This window comes from Planococcus faecalis (assembly GCF_002009235.1).
In the GTDB taxonomy this organism is placed as follows: Bacteria; Bacillota; Bacilli; order Bacillales_A; family Planococcaceae; genus Planococcus; species Planococcus kocurii.
Map to the genome: position 1 here is coordinate 1,618,760 of NZ_CP019401.1, position 17,961 is coordinate 1,636,720.

General features: G+C 39.7%; 24 protein-coding genes. 17 read left to right on the forward strand and 7 right to left on the reverse strand.

Features of this window, described 5'->3' with window-relative positions:
* The first annotated feature begins 73 nt into the window (after positions 1–73).
* From AJGP001_RS08070 to AJGP001_RS08100, 7 genes are all read left to right on the forward strand, one after another.
* On the forward strand, positions 74–1,021 hold the full coding sequence (locus AJGP001_RS08070; protein ID WP_078080367.1) for an MBL fold metallo-hydrolase: 948 nt from the start codon (positions 74–76) through the stop codon (positions 1,019–1,021).
* Between the two features lie 92 nt (positions 1,022–1,113).
* Positions 1,114–1,674 carry a DUF3221 domain-containing protein gene (locus tag AJGP001_RS08075; RefSeq protein WP_058386911.1) on the forward strand — a complete coding sequence of 187 codons (561 nt, stop codon included), beginning with the start codon at positions 1,114–1,116 and terminating at the stop codon, positions 1,672–1,674.
* Between the two features lie 132 nt (positions 1,675–1,806).
* Positions 1,807–3,039: an argininosuccinate synthase gene (locus AJGP001_RS08080; protein WP_058385474.1), complete on the forward strand. Its 1,233-nt coding sequence runs from the start codon at positions 1,807–1,809 to the stop codon at positions 3,037–3,039.
* A complete protein-coding gene (gene argH / locus AJGP001_RS08085; RefSeq protein WP_071154020.1) occupies positions 3,036–4,409 on the forward strand; it encodes an argininosuccinate lyase in 1,374 nt (457 codons plus the stop codon). The genes AJGP001_RS08080 and argH overlap by 4 nt, the downstream gene beginning before the upstream one ends.
* Before the next feature lie 553 nt (positions 4,410–4,962).
* Positions 4,963–5,673: a cytochrome c biogenesis CcdA family protein gene (locus AJGP001_RS08090; protein WP_058385472.1), complete on the forward strand. Its 711-nt coding sequence runs from the start codon at positions 4,963–4,965 to the stop codon at positions 5,671–5,673.
* 24 nt (positions 5,674–5,697) lie between these two features.
* Positions 5,698–6,021 carry a thioredoxin family protein gene (locus AJGP001_RS08095; RefSeq protein ID WP_071154021.1) on the forward strand — a complete coding sequence of 108 codons (324 nt, stop codon included), beginning with the start codon at positions 5,698–5,700 and terminating at the stop codon, positions 6,019–6,021.
* Complete coding sequence (locus tag AJGP001_RS08100; protein ID WP_071154022.1) at positions 6,014–6,514, forward strand: CcdC family protein; 501 nt, start codon at positions 6,014–6,016, stop codon at positions 6,512–6,514. Before AJGP001_RS08095 ends, AJGP001_RS08100 begins: the two co-directional genes overlap by 8 nt.
* 14 nt (positions 6,515–6,528) lie before the next feature.
* Here the strand turns inward: AJGP001_RS08100 and AJGP001_RS08105 are convergent, their stop codons facing one another.
* Positions 6,529–6,963: a DUF2621 domain-containing protein gene (locus AJGP001_RS08105; RefSeq protein ID WP_058385469.1), complete on the reverse strand. Its 435-nt coding sequence runs from the start codon at positions 6,961–6,963 to the stop codon at positions 6,529–6,531.
* 119 nt (positions 6,964–7,082) lie between these two features.
* On the opposite strand from AJGP001_RS08105, the gene AJGP001_RS08110 reads away from it, so the two are divergent.
* From AJGP001_RS08110 to AJGP001_RS08125, 4 genes are all read left to right on the forward strand, one after another.
* Positions 7,083–7,301 carry a DUF1659 domain-containing protein gene (locus AJGP001_RS08110; protein ID WP_058385468.1) on the forward strand — a complete coding sequence of 73 codons (219 nt, stop codon included), beginning with the start codon at positions 7,083–7,085 and terminating at the stop codon, positions 7,299–7,301.
* Between the two features lie 21 nt (positions 7,302–7,322).
* Entirely contained in the window at positions 7,323–7,538 is a 216-nt protein-coding gene (locus AJGP001_RS08115) for a DUF2922 domain-containing protein (protein WP_058385467.1), read from the forward strand.
* A gap of 61 nt (positions 7,539–7,599) precedes the next feature.
* Positions 7,600–7,728 (forward strand): YvrJ family protein, encoded by a 129-nt coding sequence (locus tag AJGP001_RS08120; RefSeq protein WP_078080368.1) that lies wholly within the window; start codon positions 7,600–7,602, stop codon positions 7,726–7,728.
* 94 nt (positions 7,729–7,822) lie between these two features.
* The gene (locus AJGP001_RS08125) at positions 7,823–8,386 is read left to right on the forward strand and encodes an SCO family protein (RefSeq protein ID WP_071154023.1); all 564 of its coding nucleotides are present in this window, start codon (positions 7,823–7,825) and stop codon (positions 8,384–8,386) included.
* A gap of 284 nt (positions 8,387–8,670) precedes the next feature.
* Here the strand turns inward: AJGP001_RS08125 and mscL are convergent, their stop codons facing one another.
* A complete protein-coding gene (gene mscL, locus AJGP001_RS08130) occupies positions 8,671–9,060 on the reverse strand; it encodes a large conductance mechanosensitive channel protein MscL (RefSeq protein WP_058385465.1) in 390 nt (129 codons plus the stop codon).
* A 155-nt stretch (positions 9,061–9,215) separates the two neighbouring features.
* Between mscL and AJGP001_RS08135 the strand changes: the two genes are divergently transcribed.
* Positions 9,216–9,854 (forward strand): lytic transglycosylase domain-containing protein, encoded by a 639-nt coding sequence (locus tag AJGP001_RS08135; protein ID WP_071154024.1) that lies wholly within the window; start codon positions 9,216–9,218, stop codon positions 9,852–9,854.
* 43 nt (positions 9,855–9,897) lie between these two features.
* On the opposite strand, the gene AJGP001_RS08140 is transcribed toward AJGP001_RS08135, so the two are convergent.
* The 3 genes from AJGP001_RS08140 to AJGP001_RS08150 form a co-directional block, all read right to left on the reverse strand.
* Positions 9,898–10,152 (reverse strand): GlsB/YeaQ/YmgE family stress response membrane protein, encoded by a 255-nt coding sequence (locus AJGP001_RS08140; protein ID WP_071154025.1) that lies wholly within the window; start codon positions 10,150–10,152, stop codon positions 9,898–9,900.
* A gap of 90 nt (positions 10,153–10,242) precedes the next feature.
* A complete protein-coding gene (locus tag AJGP001_RS08145; RefSeq protein WP_071154026.1) occupies positions 10,243–10,785 on the reverse strand; it encodes a cysteine hydrolase family protein in 543 nt (180 codons plus the stop codon).
* A 313-nt stretch (positions 10,786–11,098) separates the two neighbouring features.
* Positions 11,099–11,968: a tyrosine-type recombinase/integrase gene (locus AJGP001_RS08150; protein ID WP_071154027.1), complete on the reverse strand. Its 870-nt coding sequence runs from the start codon at positions 11,966–11,968 to the stop codon at positions 11,099–11,101.
* A 221-nt stretch (positions 11,969–12,189) separates the two neighbouring features.
* Here AJGP001_RS08150 and AJGP001_RS08155 point away from each other — a divergent pair, with 221 nt between their 5' ends.
* The 4 genes from AJGP001_RS08155 to AJGP001_RS08170 all read left to right on the forward strand — a co-directional run bounded on the left by AJGP001_RS08155 (position 12,190) and on the right by AJGP001_RS08170 (position 16,416).
* The gene (locus AJGP001_RS08155) at positions 12,190–12,693 is read left to right on the forward strand and encodes a DinB family protein (protein ID WP_071154028.1); all 504 of its coding nucleotides are present in this window, start codon (positions 12,190–12,192) and stop codon (positions 12,691–12,693) included.
* Positions 12,694–12,821: 128 nt separating this feature from the next.
* Positions 12,822–15,536: an aconitate hydratase AcnA gene (gene acnA, locus AJGP001_RS08160; RefSeq protein WP_071154029.1), complete on the forward strand. Its 2,715-nt coding sequence runs from the start codon at positions 12,822–12,824 to the stop codon at positions 15,534–15,536.
* Between the two features lie 147 nt (positions 15,537–15,683).
* The gene (locus AJGP001_RS08165) at positions 15,684–16,124 is read left to right on the forward strand and encodes an acyl-CoA thioesterase (protein ID WP_058385458.1); all 441 of its coding nucleotides are present in this window, start codon (positions 15,684–15,686) and stop codon (positions 16,122–16,124) included.
* Positions 16,108–16,416, forward strand: a complete 309-nt coding sequence (locus AJGP001_RS08170; RefSeq protein WP_071154030.1) for a hypothetical protein — start codon at positions 16,108–16,110, stop codon at positions 16,414–16,416. The genes AJGP001_RS08165 and AJGP001_RS08170 overlap by 17 nt, the downstream gene beginning before the upstream one ends.
* 15 nt (positions 16,417–16,431) lie before the next feature.
* On the opposite strand, the gene AJGP001_RS08175 is transcribed toward AJGP001_RS08170, so the two are convergent.
* Positions 16,432–16,722, reverse strand: a complete 291-nt coding sequence (locus tag AJGP001_RS08175; RefSeq protein ID WP_058385456.1) for a HesB/YadR/YfhF family protein — start codon at positions 16,720–16,722, stop codon at positions 16,432–16,434.
* Positions 16,723–16,742: 20 nt separating this feature from the next.
* Entirely contained in the window at positions 16,743–17,336 is a 594-nt protein-coding gene (gene plsY, locus AJGP001_RS08180; protein WP_058385455.1) for a glycerol-3-phosphate 1-O-acyltransferase PlsY, read from the reverse strand.
* A gap of 130 nt (positions 17,337–17,466) precedes the next feature.
* On the opposite strand from plsY, the gene AJGP001_RS08185 reads away from it, so the two are divergent.
* Positions 17,467–17,880, forward strand: coding sequence for a CoA-binding protein (locus AJGP001_RS08185; protein WP_058385454.1), 414 nt, complete (start codon positions 17,467–17,469; stop codon positions 17,878–17,880).
* Positions 17,881–17,961: the final 81 nt, after the last annotated feature.

The following is a 17,961-nucleotide window of genomic DNA, read 5'->3' on the forward strand; positions in this document are numbered from 1 at the left end:
GTAAAGAAGTGACGATTTCAAATTTTCCATGTATGATAGATGAATAGTGATTCACTTAGAGGAGAGGGTTAATTTGACTTTACATAAGATTATTATTCCGACACCGTTTGCTGTAGGAGATGTTAATTCTTACTTGATACAAGGTGACATGCTAACTTTGATCGATGCCGGACCTAAAACTCCCGAAGCTTGGCTCGCTTTAAAAGCGGGACTTAAAGAATTTGGTGCAGAACCAAAAGATGTTGACCAAGTTGTACTAACGCATCATCACCCGGATCATTCGGGGTGGGTAGACGGCTTTGAGAACGCGAAATTATACGGACATCCTTATAATGATCCTTGGCTTCGCCGTGACCAAGATTTTTTTGATTACCATGACGCATTTTACTTGGAAAGATTAAAGGAAGAAGGAGTTCCAGGCGATTTGCATTTTTGGGTTAAAAAAATGAAACGGCCCTTAAATTTAATGGGCAATCGTCCACTAGATATGTTCATTAATGAAGGAGATACGCTACCAGGACACACTGAGTGGCAAGTTCTTGAAACACTGGGACATGCACAGAGCCACTTATCATTTTGGAATGCACAGACGCGTGAAATGATTGGAGGCGATCATGTGATCGCGACTGTATCTTCCAATCCATTAATAGAACCACCACTAGATCCTGCACTCGGCCGCCCGAAATCGTTGCTTCAATATAATGCTTCGCTCAGACGCTTACTAAAAATGCCGATTGATGTGATTTACAGTGGTCATGGTGAAGAAGTACGCAATGTCAACGAATTGATTACTTCTCGTTTAACAAAGCAACATCAACGTGCCATGAAAACGCTTGGCATTATTGGGAAAGGTCAGTGCACGGTTTATGAACTGACAAAAGAACTGTTTGCTCATGCTTACGAAAAAGAATTAGGACTTACCTTATCGGAAACCATTGGCCAAATTGACTACTTGTTAGAAGACGGTTCCATCATAGAGCAGTTGAGTAAAGATGGCATTTTCTACTACAGTAAAGTATAGCTCGGCGGATAATTGCAACTATTTCGTATAACAGGTAAAATTAATTGAACAGTGTAGACATCACGAATTTACAGGAAAAGGAATGGGTAGCTTTGAAAAAATGGAGTTTATTTTTAGCTAGTATCCTGCTACTTGCAGCATGCTCAAATGAAGAAACTGAACCGGCTAAAACAAAAGAAAAAGACGAACCGGAGATGGCAGTCGAACAAAAAAGTATGACAGAAGAAGGATTTATCACTCAAGTCGATGGAGAAAGCATCCTTGTCAATAATATCTATTTCAGCATTCCTGAAGATGTTAACGTTCAGTTAAGTGATGGCGCTAAAACGACTGAAGGTGTAATTCGTGATATTCGTACAGGGATGAAAGTTAGCATGGACTATCAAGGTCCGCTTGCAGAGTCTTTTCCTATGCAAGGAGAGGCGGAAACCATTACGATTCTAACGGACGAGGATTCTGTCAAACAATCAGAAGCACTTGAAGCATTTATCAATGGCGAGCAATTGCCAAAATTGATTATGATGGGGCAACCAATTGTTCGCGACAACGAAATCGGATTTTTGTTCAGCAATATGGAGGCAGGAAAAATGTCTGAAGTGCGTATCGATCTTGATACGCATGAATATACTATAAGTGGAGAACTAAATGAGTAATCAAAAAGTAGCTGCGGCTGCTTTTTTTTTTTGAAAATTTCTGCTCGTATGTGTTGCACTTACTAAATATCCATGATATTATGTGTATATTCATATAATAATTTGCATAAAAATACATTGGAGGTTTTCATATTGACTAAAAAGATTGTACTCGCATACTCAGGTGGATTAGATACATCGGTGGCCATCCCGTGGCTCAAAGAAGAAGGCTACGACGTTGTCGCTGTGTGCCTGGATATCGGGGAAGGAAAAGATTTGGATTTTATTAAACAAAAAGCGCTTCAAGTGGGAGCGGTTGAAAGTTATATGATTGATGCAAGAGACGAATTTGCAGATGAATATGCATTAATCTCGTTGCAAGCTCATACATTGTATGAAGGGAAATATCCATTGGTGTCTGCCTTGTCTCGTCCACTGATTTCAAAAAAATTAGTTGAAATTGCAGAAGCAACTGGATCAACTGCAGTAGCACATGGGTGTACGGGCAAAGGCAATGATCAAGTACGTTTTGAAGTTTCGATCAAGTCGTTAAACCCGAATCTTGAAGTTGTAGCACCAGTTAGACAATGGGGATGGTCACGTGATGAAGAAATCGCTTATGCAAAACTGCATAATATTCCAATCCCAGTGAATTTGGATAGCCCATTTTCAATCGATCAAAATCTATGGGGACGTGCCAACGAATGTGGCGTATTGGAAAACCCATGGACTACTCCACCAGAAGAAGCTTATGACATTACAAATTCTCTTGAAACAACACCAGATACAGCGGATATTGTTGAAATCGAATTCGTTAACGGAGTTCCAACTCAATTAAACGGTATTTCGTACTCATTTTCTAAATTGATCTTAGAACTAAATGAGATTGCTGGGAAACATGGTGTCGGCAGAATTGACCATATTGAAAACCGTTTAGTCGGGATCAAATCTCGTGAGGTATATGAAGCTCCTGCAGCGATGACATTAATCGCAGCGCATAAAGAGTTGGAAGATATTACGTTGGTGAAAGAAATGGCTCATTTCAAACCAGTAATCGAGAAAAAATTGACTGAATTAATTTATGAAGGTTTGTGGTTCTCTCCGTTACGTGTTGCACTTGAAGCGTTCTTAAAAGAAACGCAAGTGTTTGTTAACGGAACTGTGCGTGTGAAGTTGTTTAAAGGTCATGCCATAATCGAAGGACGTAAGTCAGCAAATTCACTTTACAATGAACAATTAGCGACGTACTCGACAGATGATACATTTAACCACGCGTCTGCAGTTGGCTTTATTGAGTTATGGGGTCTTCCGACAGTTGTGAACTCTATGGTCAACAAAAAAGAAGTGGCAGTTCCTGAAGACTTAAAAGAGAAGGTGAAAGCATGACCAAACTGTGGGGCGGCCGTTTTCAAAAATCGGCCGAACAGTGGGTCGATGAATTTGGTGCTTCCATTGCTTATGACCAAAAGTTGGTCATGGAAGATTTGGAAGGCAGCACGGCGCATGTAAAAATGCTGTCTGCTTGCGAAATTCTTTCTAAAGAAGATGCAAAGCTTATTTTGTCTGGTCTTGCGACACTTAAACAAAAAGCGCAAGACGGGGATTTGGAGTTTAGCGTATCAAATGAAGACATCCACTTAAACTTAGAAAAACAGTTGATCGATGAAATAGGTCCAGTTGGCGGTAAATTGCATACAGCCAGAAGTCGGAATGACCAAGTAGCGACAGATATGCATTTGTATTTGAAAAATCGTGTTGGCGAAATTATTGATGCCGTTACGGCTTTCCAAGATGCGATTGTCACGCAAGCGGAAGCGCATGTGGAAACGATTGTCCCAGGTTATACGCATCTTCAACGTGCACAACCCATTTCTTTTGGTCATCACTTGATGACGTATTTTTGGATGTTGCAGCGCGATAAAGAACGGTTAACAGAATCGTTGAAACGCATCGATATTTCACCGCTTGGAGCGGGAGCGATGTCGGGAACAACTTTTCCGATTGACCGCGAAATGTCAGCAAAACTGCTAGGATTTTCAACTGTTTATCAAAATAGTTTAGACGCTGTCAGTGACCGTGACTTTATTTTGGAATTTCTTAGCAATTCGTCGATGTTGATGATGCACATGTCGCGTTTTGCGGAAGAAATTATTCTATGGTCGAGTGAGGAATTTCGTTTTATCGAGTTAGATGATACGTTCTCTACAGGATCAAGTATTATGCCGCAGAAGAAAAATCCCGATATGGCAGAATTAATACGTGGAAAAACGGGACGTGTTTACGGCAATTTATTTGGCTTGCTGACGACATTGAAAGGCCTGCCACTGGCTTATAACAAAGACTTGCAAGAAGACAAAGAAGGTATGTTTGATACGGTCCATACCTTACTGGGTTCTTTGCCGATTTTTGAAGGCATGATCCGGACCATGACAGTGCGTACAGAATCTATGGAAAAAGCGGTACACATGGATTTTTCGAATGCTACCGAATTGGCGGACTATCTTGCTGCCAAAGGGATGCCGTTTAGAGAAGCGCATGACGTGACCGGGAAACTCGTTTTCACTTGCATTCAGCGTGGATATTTCTTAAAAGATTTGCCACTTGCTGACCTTCAACAAGCAAGTTCGCTAATCGATGAAGACATTTACCATACCTTAAAGCCGAGAACTGCAGTCGAGAGAAGAAACTCACTGGGAGGCACAGGTTTTGAACAAGTACATCATCAATTGGGACTTGCCAAGCAACTCATCGGGTAAACAGTCCATTCCCTATAGAGCCGCTAGCGATTGGTACTCGCTGTCGGTCCATAGAAGTCGATTTTCCTCTTCCCCTTGGAAAATCGGCTTCTATTTTTTGTGTAATACGCGTATTTTTGGAATTAGGCGGGTTTTTTAAAGAACGGAAAAAACAATATGCTCTAGGAATATTTTTATTGAAGATTGTCGCATTCCTCGGTGTGTTGCCTCCGCGCATTATTAGTTGGGTAGTAATGAAGAAACTCTAACACCCGAATATTTGGTGTGACCAAAATACTTCATAAAGTAGCTGTATTTTTACTTACTATGTAGTAAATTACATAAGTATAATAGCAAAAAACCAAAAAACGCTAACAACAAAAAATCAGAATTACTTGCGAATAAGACGAGAGCTTGCTTACTTTTCTTAGAAGTAAGCAAGCAGCAAGTAATCTCGTGGAAAAAATAGAGGGTTGTAATAGATTATTTGTCCACAAAGATTTCACAGGTGCTAGAGCAGTGTTTCATCTTTAAATTTGGTAAGATGAGAAGAACACAGGAAGGAGAATTACTAGTGGCATCTGATATTAATTTATTTTTGGCTTTTGGTGCTGGCTTTTTAAGTTTTATTTCGCCATGTACATTGCCCTTGTATCCTGCATTTTTATCCTATATAACGGGTATGACGATGGATGAAATAAAGAACGATAAAAAAGTTATGCAACGACGAGGGATGTATCATACTCTATTTTTCTTACTAGGATTTTCAACAATATTCATTGCACTCGGTTTCAGTACATCGTTTTTCTATGAATGGTTTGTCCTTTATGATGACTTGATCCGTCAAATAGGTGCTATCTTTATTGTTCTATTTGGGTTGATGATTGTGGGTGTCTTTTCACCGAAATTCCTTATGCAAGATCGCAAGTTTTCGTTTAAGAATCGTCCGTCTGGATTTTTAGGAACATTCGTTATCGGGTTAGCGTTTGCTGCCGGATGGACACCGTGTACGGGGCCTATCACTGCAGCTATTTATGCTCTTGCTGCCACTAATCCAGGATCTGGTGTTTGGTATATGTTGGCCTATGTTCTTGGCTTTGCTATTCCGTTTTTCGTCTTATCGTTCTTTGTCGCCCGCATGGGTTGGTTACGTAAGCATAACCAAAAAATCATGAAAATTGGTGGCTATGTTATGATTGGTGTGGGCATACTATTGTTTTTTGATGGTATGACGTATCTAATTCGTATTCTAAGTCCAATTTTTGGTGATTTCCAAGGGTTTTAAATTGACGTTAGGCAGGTGGAAATGATGGAAACCATTACAAAGATAGAAGAATATCAATCTAAAATTAGTGAAGAACAGTCATTTTTACTTTTTGTCAAAACAGACAATTGCTCAGTTTGTGAAGGCTTACGTCCTCAAGTTGAAGATTTTGAAGATGATTATAAAACGCCTTTCTATTTGGTCAATGCTGCCGAAATGCCAGAATTGGCAGGACAGCTGATGCTTTTTACAGCACCTGTCGTTTTATTGTTCCGACAAGGAAAAGAAATAAACCGTTTTGCACGATTTGTGCCAATCGATGAGTTACGTCACCGATTAAATGGGTTGGAGGAGAGTTTAAATGTTTGATCAAATCCCTGCCGAAGTGTATTTGATCGTTTCAACGGTCGGTGCTTTTGCGATGGGTTTGCTGGCAATGTTTATCCGTACAAAATCGGCAAAAAAACCGGCGACGGTCAAGAAAATCATTTTGCCGCCATTTTTTATGTCAACCGGTGCATTGATGTTCATCTTTCCGTTTTTTCGCGTTCCGCCCATGCAGATTCTCGAGGCGCTAGCAGTAGGCATTCTTTTTTCAACTGTCTTAATATGGACTTCCCGATTTGAAGTCCGTGATGGAGATATTTACTTGAAAAAGTCAAAAGCCTTTGTCTTTATCTTGTTCGGGCTATTGCTAGTACGAGTTATTGGGAAAGTCGTTTTGAGTTCGAGTATAGACATTGGCGAACTAGCAGGCATGTTCTGGATTTTGGCCTTTGGTATGCTTTGGCCGTGGCGAATTTCAATGCTTTGGCAATATAAAAAAATCGCAGCAAAAAACAAAAGCGCTATTCCCACTTAAGGGAGTAGCGCTTTTTACTGTTCAAAATATTGTTCGTACGGACTTACATCAATTTTAAGTTCTGCTAGTTTTTTTCGCAGAAATTTATGATCTCGCTTTGGGGTTGCTAGGATATACCCACGGATAATATGCTCGAGTTTCATTTTTTTAGCTTTTTCTTCAAGTAAAACCTGACCGATTCTGCCGGCGATTTTCTGTTTTGCTACCGGACGAAATAAATCAGGAACCGGCTGAACCAGCTCGTTTAACATTGCCTTTTCTTCGTCGCCCCATAAATGAATCGTTTTATCAACGTAGTATTCTTCCCAGTTCAAATCTGAAAGTCCGTCTTCTTTCGGCATAGACTTCAGAAACTTTCTGAACATGAAATATCCACCAATGGCAAAAAGTCCTACCAGTACGAATACCCAAAATAGGATAAACCACAAAAACCAGCCATTCAGTTCCATATTGTTTCACCTCATTTTTCCATTACTTCTATTATAGAAGGATTTAGAAAGAAATTCATCAAAAATGTATCTCTTTTTTCTATCTGTGTCTATATAGCGAATGAAAGGAGGTGAAGAACATGGCCTTTAGTGATTTTAAGAACGCTAGCATTCGTTTTACCTACGATAATGGGTTGGATGTTAACGGCAAAGTAAAGAGAAAGTTTAAATCGTACCATAATGTCAAAGAAGCAGCAGCTGCAGATGGAATCTTTGAAACAGCCGCTGTCTTGACGAATTTCGGAACGAAGACATTGATGGATGTTGAAAAACAATCCGCAATGACAATCTATCAGTAATTATTTTGAGGAGGAGTACAGATGGCAAAAACATTAGAATTGATTTTCACAACTGCTGCAGGAAAAGATGTGACGTTGACCGTAGATGAGCCGCGTGCGAATGTGACAGATGCGGAATTGCTGACAGGTATGCAAGCAATCATCACACAAAACGTCTTTGAAGTCGAAGGTTCTTCTTTCACTTCGATAAAAGGTGCACGAGTCATCGAACGAAATGTATTAGAATACGAAGTATAATCACGAAGCTCTCCTAATTTGGGAGAGCTTTTTTTATCAGATGAATGAGGAGGTAAAGCTTATGGCTGAGTGGATGCAATGGGTTCAAGAACTTGGTTTCCCTATTTTTGTATCTTTTTATTTGATGCACCGTGTGGAAGCGAAATTAGTCGCCATTCACGATGCACTCATCACATTAAAGCTGTCTTGATTTCACAAAATCGTGACAATGGCGGTTTAACATGTATTGTGCTGTTTCTATACTTTCGCTATGATGAAAGAGATGAAAGAGTGGAGGCAGTTTTATGCGATTTATTTCTTTTTCAGCATTAGTAAGTTTGGTGCTGCTATTATCAGCATGTGGTAGTTCTACAATTGAAGATTTTTCTTATACAGATCAACGTGGAGATTCAGTGAGCTTAGAAGATTTAAAAGGAACGCCTTGGCTAGCGACTTTTGTTTTTACAAATTGTACGACGGTTTGTCCACCGATGACCTTCAATTTAAGCGATATTCAACAAGAGTTGGCTGCATCGGGTTTGGAAGATTATAAAATTGTAGCATTTAGCGTTGATCCGGTCGTGGATACACCTGAAACGCTGCAAAACTATTTGGCTCAGTATTCGGTTCCAGATGAATCGAAATGGCATTTGCTAACAGGCTATACCCAACTGGAAATCACTGATTTTGCAAAAAATAACTTTAGTTCATTTGTCCGAAATGACCCTGAGAGTGATCAGGTCATACACGGTACTAATTTTTATCTAGTGGACCAAAAAGGGGTTGTCGTTAATAACTACGACGGCTTTGAAGATGTACCCGTTGAAGATATTAAAAAAGACTTAGGCAAATTAATCGAAGAAAATTAAAGCTTTAAAACATATCAATTCTTGAAGAATTCTGGATATTCAGGACTTTAGAGAAGGTATGTTTTTTGTTGAAAATAATAAAGTTAAATTAAAATTTTGTTGTTTAGCTTGTTTTGACGTTGGCTATACGGTGAGATTTAGTGGGGCTGAAAATAAGTGGACTTACTTTTAAAAAATCTTTTTGAAGCAACGATTAATATAAAAGGAGTGCCCATTCACAAACGAATGGGCACTCCTTTTGTGTTCTGAATTTAGTGTTTGTGACTTTATAGATCAAGGCTTAGTCAAAGTTCTTTTTTTTCTTTACCTAAGAGATCTCTAATTTCTAAAAGGATTTCCTGCGTTTTGTCCAACACTTCTGGTTCTTCCTCAGCAGGTACATCTTTCTTGCGTTTCATTTTTGTAAAGAGACGGATCACCATAAAGATAGAGAAAGCAATAATGAAAAAGTCAATAATCGATTGGATAAATAAACCGTAATTTAAAACAACATCGTTAAATGTATAACTCCAATTTTCAACGCTTATTCCGCCTACTAATATGCCAACTACTGGCATAATGATGTCTTCAACTAAAGAAGAAACGACTTTCCCAAAAGCAGCTCCAATAACCACCGCTACAGCAAGGTCGAGAACATTTCCTTTCAAAGCAAATTTCTTGAAATCTTCCCACATAATTTTCACCTCCTGTCCTAATGAATAATTCTATCAGAAGTATTCAGAAAATTAAAGTTATTTTCAGCTTTTATATAAGCAGTCTATTGACGAGAAAAGGTATTGCAACAGCAGATATGCTACACTAAAACAAAGGAATGATTAGGTGTGGAGAAATGAAAAAAAAGAAAATACCCAAAAAATACAAGCGTCAACTAGGTTGTCTGATTTTGTTTATCCCTGCAGCGGTCGTTATAGCGACGGTTGGGGTCCTCCTGTTTATGCTTTTTAATGCAACTTCAGTAGTTGACAAAATAAAAGAAGCACCAAGCCATTTGATCGAACTCAAAGTACCGGAAGAAAACATTCCGCTTTATCAAGAAGCGGCAGACGCCTATAACATCCCCTGGACGTTACTGGCAGCTCATCACCGGATTGAAACTAGGTTTTCAACGATGGATCCGTTATTATCGCCAGTTGGTGCAGAAGGACATTTGCAATTTATGCCTTGTACATTTGTCGGGTGGAGCCATCCCAGTTGTTCAGGTCAAGGCCAAGGCGATATTAGTGAAGAAGATAAAACAAATCTCGACGTCATTGCCTATTATGGTGGATACGGAGTTGATGGCAATGGAGACGGCATTGCCGATCCATATAATTTAGCGGACTCTCTTTACAGTGCTGCGAATTATTTATCACAAAATGGTGCGGCTGAAGGCGATTTAGAGAATGCTATTTTTCAATACAATCACAGTGATGAATATGTAGCGGATGTCCTTCATTATTATCGGTTATATGAAGAAGAATTTAATTAAAGAAAAAAAGAGTGGACAATTGTCCACTCTTTTTTAGTAAGTTTTATGATCTTTTTCTCATAGAACCCATAATCAGGCTTAGTACAAATACGAAGATCAAAGCACCAATTAATGCTGGGATGATCGCTACGCCCCAAATAGCTGGACCTAAATCTCCAAGAATCAATCCGCCTAACCAAGCACCGACGATACCTGCGATAATGTTACCAATGATGCCGCCTGGTACATCTTTACCAAGAATCATTCCTGCGATCCAACCGATGATACCACCCATAATTAGATATAAAATAAAACCCATTTTTTCCAGCTCCTTTTAAGGTAATGTATAATTGCTACACTTTAGATATAACCTTATTCAGGACATTTGAAACATAAAAACATAAAAAACTTATAAAAGATGCGCGCCTAAGGTTGTGCTGAAGTGGCGCAAAGCCCAGTCATGCCCCGCTTGATCAAAACTTGCAACCCCTTTTTCATGAATATAAATGGTGAAACCTTTGTTGTACGCATCGACTGCTGTATGTAATACGCAGATATCCGTACAGACGCCAACAATATGAATTTCTTCAATTTTTCGTTCGCGTAGAAGTAACTCCAAATGAGTACCAGCAAAAGCACTATACCTAGTTTTATCCATCCAAACGATCTTTTCACTATGTGTTTCATAAATATCTGCAAGACGTCCATATAATTTGCGACCGTAAGTTCCTCTTATGTTATGAGGAGGAAACAGTTTTGCTTCTGGGTGAAAGGCATCATTTTCTTCGTGCAAATCCACCGGCATGATTACTAACTCGCCATCTTCTAGAAATTCCTCAGTCAAGGAACAAATTTTCTCTTCAATAACTTGCCCGGGTTTTCCACATGTTAAGGCCCCATCATCTGCTACAAAATCTACTGTGTAATCTACTACCAACAATGCTTTTTTCATAGTATGCACTCCTTTCGCAAGTAACTATAAGTATACCGCAAGCTTGCGAACAACACTCAAATAGTTAATTTTTGCAGCTCGCTTTGGAGAAAAAATCCTTGCTATTGTAATCACTTTTCAGTATAATCAGACTATTAAGAAGAGAGGGTGGTCCATATGCAATACGAAAATGTTGAGAAATTGAATAGACAAGCAATGGTTTTTGTCGCAATTCATACATTGCTTATTTTAAATTTTGCTTTGGACTTTGGTTTTTTCACATGATTGGAACTAGTAAAACAGCCTATCCCTATTTACACGGGGATAGGCTGTTTTAATTTGTGCCACTTTCTCTTTTTTTCAGTCGAACGAGCGAGTCTTTGAGGATACGCGATGCTGAGTCAATCGAGACGCCAAGTATTTCTTGAATGTCTTCCAAGTTTTTATGTTTCACTGAATAGAGATAATGAACATAAGCAAAGCGGATATCGCCAGAGCGCATGGGCATGCCAACAAAAGAGGATAGTGCTTCTGTGTAATCAGATAGCGAGCCCATCTGAAATAAGGTGTATTCGTTTTTCACTTTAGATGACAATAAATACGGCGTACCACGAAATACAGCACGTTCGATTCCATCAAGCATGACAGGAATCTCTTTGTCTAAAAATTCTAGGCGGCATTGATAGCCGTCTTTTTTCTCGACGATTAAAGTCAGTTGTCCATTGCGGTCATCAAAATTATCAACATCGATGGTAACCATATCTCGAAGGCGAAGGCCACGTAGATATAAAATATAGAGAATTTTGGCGTTTAACGACAAACTGTCAGTTTGCAGCACAGCGTCTTTCTTTTTCAGCAAATCTTCATAATTTAAATAGATATCAGAAGGCGTCAAGTCAAGCTTTCGATTAAATTTAAATTTGGGCATAAAATCGTTTGGTATGCGTCCAATTTGCCACATATAATCAAACCATCTTCTAATGTAAATTAGTTTGCGGTTCAACGTACTGTCTTTAATACCTGATGCATGCTGGTCCTGGAGAAACTGTTGGATATCAGAAGGACGGATGTCATGCGGTTCTACCGGTTTTTTATAGGTATGTCTCAGAAAAGCGAAGAGCGAGCGAATCAATTGGACTTCATGAACAACCGTATTCGGACTAATGCCGTTATCCAGTCGGAATTTTTCATAACCATAAGGCATTATGCGTCACCTCTTCTAAATGGATTTCCTTAAATTATACCATTAATTCAGAAAAATAGAACGTATTTTCCCTAGTTGATCGCAGTACCACGATCAACTAGGGAAAATGTATCGCGTTGTTGTAGGTAACAAGGAAATCGTTCCGAAACAATGTATATAATTCGAATAGATTAGGGTATGTTAAGAGAGATAGGCAATCAGACAAAAAAGGTGGAAAAAACATGTTCAAAGAAGATAATGCGAAAATCAGAAATCAAATTCTTCAGGCAGTAGAAGGGATGACGGATGAAAAACTAAACCAGAAACCATCAGCGGAAGAATGGTCAGCTCTTCAGATTTTAGATCATCTTCAACTTATGGAAACGACAGTTGCAAAAGGTGTTTCCCTAGAACTTAAAAACGATGCCAGTGAAAAAGCTCTTAAAAAACCAATTGCATTAACAGCCAATCGGTCGTTTAAAGTGGAGGCGCCCAAAAATGTTATTCCTACGAGCGATTTTGTCACACTAGAAGAAATGAAAAAACGATTAAATGACTCGCATAATTTCTTGTACGAAGTATATGGCTTAGCAACGCCGGAACAACTTGCACAAAAATCAATGGATCATCCGGTATTCGGAAAAGTTCCACTGAGCCAATGGTTTCCATTTGTTGGACTGCATGAAAAGCGCCACTTTAAGCAGTTAGAGAAGACCTTAAGAAAACTTGATGGCGAAAAAGAATAGTCATTCAAAAAACTTATCACATTCTATAATTTTAATGTAATTTACTTATGCTCCTGCATTCGGTATGATAGAAGAGGAGAGAAGCGCTACCACGGGCTTTTCAGAAGATTCAAAGGAGGAACACACATATGGCAAAGAGCAGCTTGCACAACAGCCGCACTTCTTTTGAGCTTAACGGCAAAACGTATAATTATTATCGTTTAGCTGCATTAGAAGAAGCAGGGATCGCTAAAGTATCACGCCTTCCTTATTCGATTAAAGTTCTATTGGAATCTGTATTGCGTCAGCATGATGGATATGTTATCAAAGACGAGCACGTTGAAGAATTAGCAAAATGGGGCAAAGATGCGAACAAAGAGGCAGAAGTTCCATTCAAACCTTCACGCGTTATCTTGCAAGATTTCACAGGCGTACCAGTAGTCGTTGATTTGGCTGCACTTCGTTCAGCTATGGCTGAAATGGGTGGAGACCCGGACAAAATCAACCCTGAAATTCCAGTTGATCTTGTAATTGATCACTCGGTACAAGTTGATAACTACGGGACACAAGATGCACTTCGTATCAACATGGAGCTTGAATTTGAGCGCAACGCCGAGCGTTACCAGTTCCTTAGCTGGGCTCAAAAAGCATACGATAACTACCGTGCAGTTCCACCAGCAACTGGTATCGTTCACCAAGTAAACCTTGAGTACTTGGCAAACGTTGTTCATGCTGTAGAAAACTCAGATGGCACATTCGAAACTTTCCCTGATACATTGTTTGGTACAGATTCTCATACAACAATGATTAACGGAATCGGAGTTCTTGGATGGGGCGTTGGTGGTATTGAAGCTGAAGCGGGAATGCTTGGACAACCTTCTTACTTCCCAATTCCAGAAGTTATCGGCGTTAAAATGACAGGCGAACTTCCAAACGGTGCAACAGCTACCGATTTGGCATTAAAAGTGACGCAAACATTACGTAAAAAAGGTGTAGTTGGTAAATTTGTTGAGTTCTTCGGCCCTGGTGTTACAACACTGCCACTTGCCGACCGTGCAACAATTGCCAACATGGCTCCAGAATACGGCGCTACTTGCGGATTCTTCCCAGTAGACGAAGAAGCACTTGATTACATGCGTTTAACTGCACGTGATGCAGATCAAATTGCTGTAACAAAAACCTATTTGCAAGCAAACGACATGTTCTTTACAGTCGATAACGAAGAACCAATCTACACAGACCTTGTGGAAATTGACCTTACTGAAATCGAACCAAACCTTGCAGGACCGAAACGTCCACAAGATTTGATTCCGTTATCTCAAATGAAAACTGAGTTCAACAAAGCTGTAACAGGCGAAGAAGGGCCACATGGTTTTGCATTAGATGAAGCTGAAATTGCGAAAACAGCAACGGTTAACTTTAAAGACGGCAGAACTGCTGAAATGAAGACCGGTGCACTGGCAATTGCAGCGATTACGTCTTGTACAAACACTTCTAACCCATACGTAATGCTAGGTGCTGGATTAGTAGCGAAAAAAGCAGTAGAAAAAGGATTAACGCCACCTGCTTATGTGAAAACTTCATTAGCTCCAGGATCTAAAGTCGTTACTGGTTACTTGAACGATTCTGGTTTACTAGATTACATGAACCAAATCGGCTTTAACTTAGTCGGATATGGCTGCACAACATGTATCGGTAACTCAGGACCATTGCTTCCAGAAATCGAAGAAGCAATTCTTGATAACGATTTACTGGTATCGTCTGTATTGTCTGGTAACCGTAACTTTGAAGGACGTATTCACCCACTTGTCAAAGCAAACTACTTGGCATCTCCAATGCTAGTTGTAGCTTATGCACTTGCTGGAACAGTGGATATCGACTTTGCAGTAGATCCAATTGGTAAAGACAAAGAAGGTAAAGATGTCTTCTTCAAAGACATCTGGCCAACAACTGAAGAAATCAAGAAAACAGTGAAAGATACGGTTACTCCAGAATTGTTCCGTAAAGAATACGAGCATGTATTTAACGAAAACGAAGCATGGAATGCGATTGAAACAAATGACGATTCATTGTATGCATTTGATTCAAACTCAACATATATCCAAAACCCGCCATTCTTTGAAGGACTTTCTAAAGAACCGGCTCCAATCCAAGCGTTGTCTGGCTTACGTGTAGTTGCGAAATTTGCAGATTCTATCACGACTGACCATATTTCACCAGCTGGTGCGATTGGTAAAGATACGCCAGCAGGTTTATATCTTCGCGAGAACGGCGTTGAGCCTCGTAACTTTAACTCTTACGGATCTCGTCGTGGTAACCACGAAGTTATGATGCGCGGAACATTTGCGAACATCCGTATCCGTAACCAAGTAGCACCAGATACAACTGGTGGGTACACAACTTACTGGCCAACGGGCGAAACAATGGCGATTTATGACGCAGCGATGAAGTATCAGGAGCAAGGCACAGGACTTGTAGTCTTGACTGGTAAAGATTACGGCATGGGTTCTTCTCGTGACTGGGCAGCTAAAGGAACCTTCCTTTTAGGCATCAAAACAGTTATCGCAGAAAGCTATGAGCGTATTCACCGTTCAAACCTTGTAATGATGGGAGTTCTACCATTACAATTCGTTAACGGCGAAAGCGCAGATTCTCTTGGATTAACTGGACGCGAAACAATCAGTGTTAACTTGACTGATGACGTGAAACCACGCGACGTTCTTACGGTTACAGCTACTGCTGAAGACGGTAATGTAACGGAGTTCCAAGTACTCGCACGCTTTGATTCTGAAGTGGAAGTAGATTATTTCCGTCACGGCGGTATCTTGCAAATGGTGCTACGTAACAAATTACTAGAAGTATAAGAACCAACTCAATAAGCTGCCGGGGAATTTCCCGACAGCTTATTTCTCTTTGTAATCGGTTATTTGCTGTAGCCAAGGAGTTAAAGAAATTGATTTGGTACAACCAAAAAGAAATTTCTTGTATACTGATAAAGAGGTGAAATAGACATGTTTATAAGTGAAAAAGAAATTGAAATCCGTTACGCAGAAACCGATCAAATGGGCGTCGTCTATCATGCCAATTATATTATTTGGCTAGAGATAGGACGTACCAAGTTGATTGAAGATATAGGCTTTACATACGCTGGTATGGAGAAAGATGGATACCTATCACCCGTAATGGATATCTCCATTCAATACAAGGCAGCTCTACGATATGGCCAAAAAGCGTTTGTGCGAACATGGGTAGAGGAGCACGGCCGTTTGCGGACAAAATACGGCTATGAAATCATTCACGAAGACGGAACAATTGCCGCAACCGCAATGTCTGAGCATATTGTTGTTAAAAAAGAGTCATTCCGACCGATTTCTATTCAAAAAGTTAACCCCGAATGGCATAAAAAATACGAAGAAATCAAAAAGCAGGTGCCAGATGGCGTTCGGAATTAAACGATACGAACTAGAATGTTGGAAACAAGGAGTCGAGAGCGGTGAAATTTCATTTTTGACTCATTATTGGGTAGATGATCGTTTCCCAGGATGCAGTACGGTCACAAAAGTGGGGTGCTGCGACTTAAATAAGTTGGAAAATTGGGGGAAACAGTACGGGTTGCAACGTCAATGGATGGATTTACGGGGGGATTATCCGCATTTTGATTTGTTTGGCGAACGCCAACGTGAAATTTTGCAACGTGAGGGCCATTTAGAGCAACTGAATAAACTGCAAAATAAAAAAGCATGAATAGCTCATGCTTTTTTATTTTGTGTATGAATAATCGAGTTCGTGTAAGTCATCGTTAACACTGACATCAAGATTGTGTCCATCAAAATACCAAACATCGTTTTGTTCAACAAAGTAAATAACTTTATCTTGCTCTACTTTGGCTGCTATTTCATTTGGTTGATCTTTTGTGACTCCCAATGAAAAACCAGGCTGCAGTTTGCTTGAACCGCCGTACCGGACAAAAAAGCGAACAGCTTCCCCCGATACGACTTCCATTTCTTTCTTAAACCAATCGAGAGCGTCGTTGCTAATGTTAATTTGCATATTACACGTCCTTCCACTGGTTACATCCAGCTGATTTTGGGTTCCGTGCCAGCTCGAATTCGGGTAATGTTGGCGCGGTGACGGAAAATAATGAATAGCGCTAAAACATAAATCACGGCCATAAACAAGTAATCTGCTGAAAAAATTGTGTAAATGGAAATGTAAACGATAAAAACGACCGCCAATATAATTGAAGATAATGATACCATTTTTGTGATTTTTAATGCAACTAAGAACACAGCAACCGCCATAATAAACAATGGCCATTGATAACCGATCAAAATGCCGCCAGAAGTGGCAACTGCTTTGCCTCCTTTAAACTTAGCAAACACGGGATAAATGTGACCAATAACAGCAATGACACCAAGTAATAAGGGGTGAATATCAGTAGCGATATAAAAAGGAATTAGTGTAGCCGCTGTTCCTTTTAAGATATCTAGTATTGTTACAACAATTCCTGCTTTTTTTCCGAGTGTCCGAAAGGTATTTGTAGCTCCTAAATTGCCACTTCCTTTTGTACGGATGTCTGTGTTATAGAATAATTTTCCGATCCATAAGGCAGAAGGAATCGAGCCAAGCAGGTAAGCTAATAGAATAGGCAGCAATATCGTCATGAGGAACTCCTTTACAACAAGCTTATTTTGTAGTTTTAGTTTACCATGACTGAAGTTCTTTAAACAATAGACGACACATTATTCAACAGACAGAACAAAATCGTGTATGATAGAATAAAAAGGACAGGTGATGATTTTGAACAACCCTAGCCGTGTAGAAATTAAAAAAATACTCGATCAGGCAAAAACCATTGCGGTTGTTGGCCTTAGCCCAAACCCTAGCAGAACTTCCTATATCGTCTCAGAATCTATGCAACGAGCAGGATATCGTATCATTCCGGTAAATCCACTAGCAGATGTTGTGCTGGGTGAGAAAAGTTATGCTTCGTTAAGTGACATTCCGGGCAAAGTAGATATCGTTAACGTGTTTAGGCGCAGTGAGTTTCTAGAAGATATCGCAAATGAATTTATGAAAATGGAGTGTCCTGTATTTTGGACACAACTAAATGTAGTAGATGAAAATGTCTTTAATCGACTCAGCGATGCAGGCTATACTGTCATTATGGATCGTTGTGTCAAAGTGGAACACGCCATTCTGAAATAAGGCATCACCGCTAAAGGGCGCTTGGCGCTCTTTTTCTATGAAGTTTGACAGATGACCTGAAAATAGAATACGATAAAGAGA

Bases quoted from the DNA above. Each gene is read 5' to 3' on its own strand.
- plsY (WP_058385455.1), bottom strand. From the start codon at position 17,336: ATGACGATATTGCTGCCTATTCTATTAGCTTACCTGCTTGGCTCGATT.
- AJGP001_RS08170 (WP_071154030.1), top strand. From the start codon at position 16,108: ATGGCGTTCGGAATTAAACGATACGAACTAGAATGTTGGAAACAAGGA.
- AJGP001_RS08155 (WP_071154028.1), top strand. From the start codon at position 12,190: ATGTTCAAAGAAGATAATGCGAAAATCAGAAATCAAATTCTTCAGGCA.
- AJGP001_RS08185 (WP_058385454.1), top strand. From the start codon at position 17,467: ATGATTTTGAACAACCCTAGCCGTGTAGAAATTAAAAAAATACTCGAT.
- AJGP001_RS08105 (WP_058385469.1), bottom strand. From the start codon at position 6,963: ATGGAACTGAATGGCTGGTTTTTGTGGTTTATCCTATTTTGGGTATTC.
- AJGP001_RS08120 (WP_078080368.1), top strand. From the start codon at position 7,600: ATGGCTGAGTGGATGCAATGGGTTCAAGAACTTGGTTTCCCTATTTTT.
- AJGP001_RS08140 (WP_071154025.1), bottom strand. From the start codon at position 10,152: ATGGGTTTTATTTTATATCTAATTATGGGTGGTATCATCGGTTGGATC.
- mscL (WP_058385465.1), bottom strand. From the start codon at position 9,060: ATGTGGGAAGATTTCAAGAAATTTGCTTTGAAAGGAAATGTTCTCGAC.
- AJGP001_RS08100 (WP_071154022.1), top strand. From the start codon at position 6,014: ATGTTTGATCAAATCCCTGCCGAAGTGTATTTGATCGTTTCAACGGTC.
- argH (WP_071154020.1), top strand. From the start codon at position 3,036: ATGACCAAACTGTGGGGCGGCCGTTTTCAAAAATCGGCCGAACAGTGG.
- acnA (WP_071154029.1), top strand. From the start codon at position 12,822: ATGGCAAAGAGCAGCTTGCACAACAGCCGCACTTCTTTTGAGCTTAAC.
- AJGP001_RS08135 (WP_071154024.1), top strand. From the start codon at position 9,216: ATGAAAAAAAAGAAAATACCCAAAAAATACAAGCGTCAACTAGGTTGT.
- AJGP001_RS08175 (WP_058385456.1), bottom strand. From the start codon at position 16,722: ATGCAAATTAACATTAGCAACGACGCTCTCGATTGGTTTAAGAAAGAA.
- AJGP001_RS08115 (WP_058385467.1), top strand. From the start codon at position 7,323: ATGGCAAAAACATTAGAATTGATTTTCACAACTGCTGCAGGAAAAGAT.
- AJGP001_RS08110 (WP_058385468.1), top strand. From the start codon at position 7,083: ATGGCCTTTAGTGATTTTAAGAACGCTAGCATTCGTTTTACCTACGAT.
- AJGP001_RS08125 (WP_071154023.1), top strand. From the start codon at position 7,823: ATGCGATTTATTTCTTTTTCAGCATTAGTAAGTTTGGTGCTGCTATTA.
- AJGP001_RS08165 (WP_058385458.1), top strand. From the start codon at position 15,684: ATGTTTATAAGTGAAAAAGAAATTGAAATCCGTTACGCAGAAACCGAT.
- AJGP001_RS08145 (WP_071154026.1), bottom strand. From the start codon at position 10,785: ATGAAAAAAGCATTGTTGGTAGTAGATTACACAGTAGATTTTGTAGCA.
- AJGP001_RS08095 (WP_071154021.1), top strand. From the start codon at position 5,698: ATGGAAACCATTACAAAGATAGAAGAATATCAATCTAAAATTAGTGAA.
- AJGP001_RS08150 (WP_071154027.1), bottom strand. From the start codon at position 11,968: ATGCCTTATGGTTATGAAAAATTCCGACTGGATAACGGCATTAGTCCG.